The organism is Paracoccus rhizosphaerae (assembly GCF_026162645.1).
Lineage (GTDB): Bacteria > Pseudomonadota > Alphaproteobacteria > Rhodobacterales > Rhodobacteraceae > Paracoccus > Paracoccus rhizosphaerae.
Map to the genome: position 1 here is coordinate 1 of NZ_JAOTBE010000125.1, position 3,618 is coordinate 3,618.

Annotated in this window: 3 protein-coding genes and 1 pseudogene; all 4 read right to left on the bottom strand. The window is 56.7% G+C overall.

All coding sequences use genetic code 11. The features are described from left to right. Window positions 1–130 precede the first annotated feature (130 nt). The gene (locus OC184_RS19585) at window positions 131–382 is read right to left on the bottom strand and encodes a hypothetical protein (RefSeq protein ID WP_265508852.1); all 252 of its coding nucleotides are present in this window, start codon (window positions 380–382) and stop codon (window positions 131–133) included. Between the two features lie 16 nt (window positions 383–398). Continuing rightward, window positions 399–1,733 (bottom strand): ArnT family glycosyltransferase, encoded by a 1,335-nt coding sequence (locus tag OC184_RS19590; protein ID WP_265508853.1) that lies wholly within the window; start codon window positions 1,731–1,733, stop codon window positions 399–401. Next, window positions 1,730–3,247, bottom strand: coding sequence for a UbiA family prenyltransferase (locus OC184_RS19595; RefSeq protein ID WP_265508855.1), 1,518 nt, complete (start codon window positions 3,245–3,247; stop codon window positions 1,730–1,732). The genes OC184_RS19590 and OC184_RS19595 overlap by 4 nt, the downstream gene beginning before the upstream one ends. A 264-nt stretch (window positions 3,248–3,511) precedes the next feature. Then, window positions 3,512–3,618: pseudogene (locus OC184_RS19600) on the bottom strand (IS5/IS1182 family transposase); the annotation flags it as partial.

The window sequence follows — 3,618 nt, forward strand, 5'->3', positions numbered from 1 at the left end:
CAGCGACGACGACGGCCGCCATCGGTGATGATTTCAATCTCAGACATAAGCACGTGCTCAGGCATATGCCTAAGCCTCCATGGTTATGCCCAAGTGTCCGGTCGAAACAGGGGCCACTTCACGTAAGAATTCATCTCGCTCCGGCCATGGTTGTGACAGCAAGACCCACGATGATAAGCGCAAGCCCTGCAATACGTGCCAAATTGATACTTTCCTGATGCAGCAGCACCCCAATCATTGTCAGCAGCACCATCGCCAAGGCAGTTACTGCTGTGTAGGTCAGGCTTAGAGAATAGAGACGAATAGCCGCCACAAAAGCGGTTAACAAAAAACCAGCACTCAGCACCGCAAGCCACATCCAACCTGAAGTTATGATCGACATGACGATGGTCCAGGGGCTAGAGATATTTAGCTCCTGCCCGCCCTTTTTCAGACACAGGTTCAACGCTACGTTTGCTCCCGCGGCGATCAAGATCAGCAACCAGTGATTCATGTGGCGTGCTCCGTAACAAATGGCGCGACAGCAAAGCATTCAGCACAACCGCGGCCAGTATCGCGATAAAAGGTGATGAGGGGACGTGATACCGATCATCGGCCACCACCACCACATGTAGCGCCGTAAAATATCCCCACAGTGCAACCGGCGGATTGAAAAATACTGCGGCGATACCGTCTCGCCGCCCGATTACCACCATCCCGGCTAGTGCTCCGACCAGCAGCAGATACCAATATCCGGTGGAGATCAGTTTAGCGGCCTGTACCCCTCTTTCGCCGGTTAGGAAACGCAAATGTTCCTCGTTCCAAGCAACGCCGATGGTTTCGCGGATGTTCAGGCGCACCAGCTTCATGCCCAGCAGCCGGATCGCCGCTCCCGGATTCTCGATGATAAATTGCTTCGCTTCGGCCTTCAGGTAATCGCTGCGCTCGATCTCTGACATGGTAATGACCTTGGGCGGCAGCTGCATGTAGCCGCCATTGCTGGCTGGATTGTTGCCCATCCACAGGTTTGGACCAAAATTGGTAGAGATCATCACCGGTTTGCCAAAGACCTGCTGGTTGCGCATTGTCCAAGGCATAGCGACTAGGATAATCAATAGCACAGCGATCATGGCTTCCATTGCGGTGACGGTAAAACGACGTGGTCCTCGGACCAGATCGACCAGTGCCAGCGCAACCGGCACCAAGAGAATTACTGGCCGAATATAGGAGGTCAGCCCCCAGACCAACCCGGCAAGAATTAGGTTCGCCATTGGATTGCCAACCGGTCTCTGCCAGAAGAACAGCCCGGCAAGACTCATGGCGATAAAGAACAGCTCGCTCGACAGGATGGTCGTGAAGAAGATTAGATTCGGCCAGAACGCAACTACTGCCATGGCCAAAAGCCCGCTCCGGGGGCCGAACCAGCGTGCCGCCAGATGATGCGTCAGCGTCAGGATCATGAGGCTCGCGATGAGGTTCAGGATCACCACGCCGATGTAGCTGTCGGTAAAGAGATAGGTGAAGGCAACCAGCGCTGACGTTCCGACCGCCCAATAAGCGCTCGGCTCCAGCGCGCTCCAACCATAAATGCCATGATCGACCAGCGTTCGCGCAAATTGATGGTAAGCAAAGCCGTCCGACACCGGGAGCACGGGGATTGCAAAGGCCCACAGAATGCGCAGCCCCATTCCGATCAGCAGCAGCTTCCAAAAACTGCCCGGCAGGTGAGACCAGGTTGTCGCATGGGATGTCATGCCCGTCCTCCCTGTGCGGAAACAAGAAAAATAGCCATCATTAGCACTCCGCATACTAGGCTGACCCGGTCGCGCAGGGTAAACACGATCGGATCATCAGTCATGAAGCCACGGCGGGTCATCAGCTGCATCCGACCAATCCACACCATCAGAACTGGGCAGATCAGCAACAGCAGGTCAGGGCTGCCGAATTGCTGCTGAACTTCGCCATCCTGTGAATAGAGCGCGAAGACCAAGACCGCCGCCTGCGCCGCAGCGATGGACATTGCCTGGTAGATCGGCAGATCTACAACCATCAGGTTACGACCCACGGTCGCCGTCTTGCCGCGCAGGACAAGATCCTCAAGTTCGGCCTGTCGCTTGATTGTGGCCAGCGCAAAGAACAGGAACATCGAAAAGACCAGCAGCCAAGGCGAAAGCACAATGCCTGTCGCCATGCTGCCTGCCACGATGCGCAACGTGTAAAGCGCCGCCAAACCAATTACGTCGGCCATCATCTTGCGCTTGAGCGTCAACGAATAAAGCGTCGTCGTCACCAGATAGAGCAGCAGAATCCACAGAAAAGCCACTGGCAGGACCAGCGCTGCCGGCACGATCGATACCGCCAGCAAGCCCGCCGCTACTGTCAGCCCCTGCACCGCATTAGCCGAGCCGGAAGCGAAGGGGCGGTTACGCTTGCGCGGATGCATGCGATCCGAAGGCAGATCCAGCAGATCGTTGACGATATAAATTGCCGACGCTGTGAGAGAGAAGCACAGGATTGCCAGGAGCGCGGCGGGCAACCCAGCCAAATCCTGAGAGGCCAGCACTGGCAACAGGATCAGCAGATTCTTGGCCCATTGATGTGGGCGGCAGGCCTTGATAAGCGCCGGCATGGGCCAGCCGCCCGCGTCGCCGACTTTGACAAGATCGATGCCCATGGCCGTTGCGCGACGCTGCAATCCCGGCGAAAGCCGCACCCCAAAGGCGCGTCTTGCCTCCTTCCATACCGGTAGATCCGTAGCACTGTCGCCCAAATAATCGAACCCCTGCGCGCCAAACTGCCCGATCAGGAAGTCAGCCTTGGCCTTGCCGCGCAGGTTTCCGTCAACCCCGGAACTGCCGGTACTGGTAACGAGGTCGAATAGACCTAGATGTGCTGCCACGGCCTTAACCTGTCTGTGATCGGCGGCAGATACCAGAGCTACCTTCCGTCCCTCGGTCCGAGTTTGGGCGATCAGCTCCAGAACGTCCCTGTCATAGGGCAGAAGGGCGGGGTCTAGGACCGATCGATCCGCGACTTTCCCCTTGAAGGCGGCTTTTCCTTCGGCAAGCCACAAAGGTAATTGTAATAGTGCTGCTGGGCGATGCGCAATCAGGCTGAGCATCCCCTCGTGTAGAGTATCGCTGCGGCACAGCGTGCCATCCATGTCAATGACCAATGGAACCTTTACCTCGGTCCCAGGCAGGTCCAGATCGAGCACCGGATCAACTGAGACTGATCCGGTGCTTGGGTATGTTTTGTTCTCCGTCACAAGCATCCTTAACTTTACTAATTAACAAGTTGCCACAGGCCACGTAAGAACCGCCTACCCTTCATCAATTACGGCATCACAACCAGATTCGGGAGATTTTTTCGTAGTTAACGGTGCTTTTTGTCAGGCGACACGGCGAACTGCCCCCCTGTCGACATGAGGGACTGACCCTTCCTGTGGAGAGGAGGTTCCAAGATGAGCGAGTTGAGGGGCGTTGTTGCAGAACTCACACCTAAGGCATGACGCCCCGTTGCCCCGCTGATGTCAGGCCACGCGAACGATCTCGGCGGTGCCGAGGGCTGAGAAGCGGTTCATGAGAGCGACGCGGATATGGATCTCGGCGGTTTGGCGGTCAGGATCTCTTGCGGCGA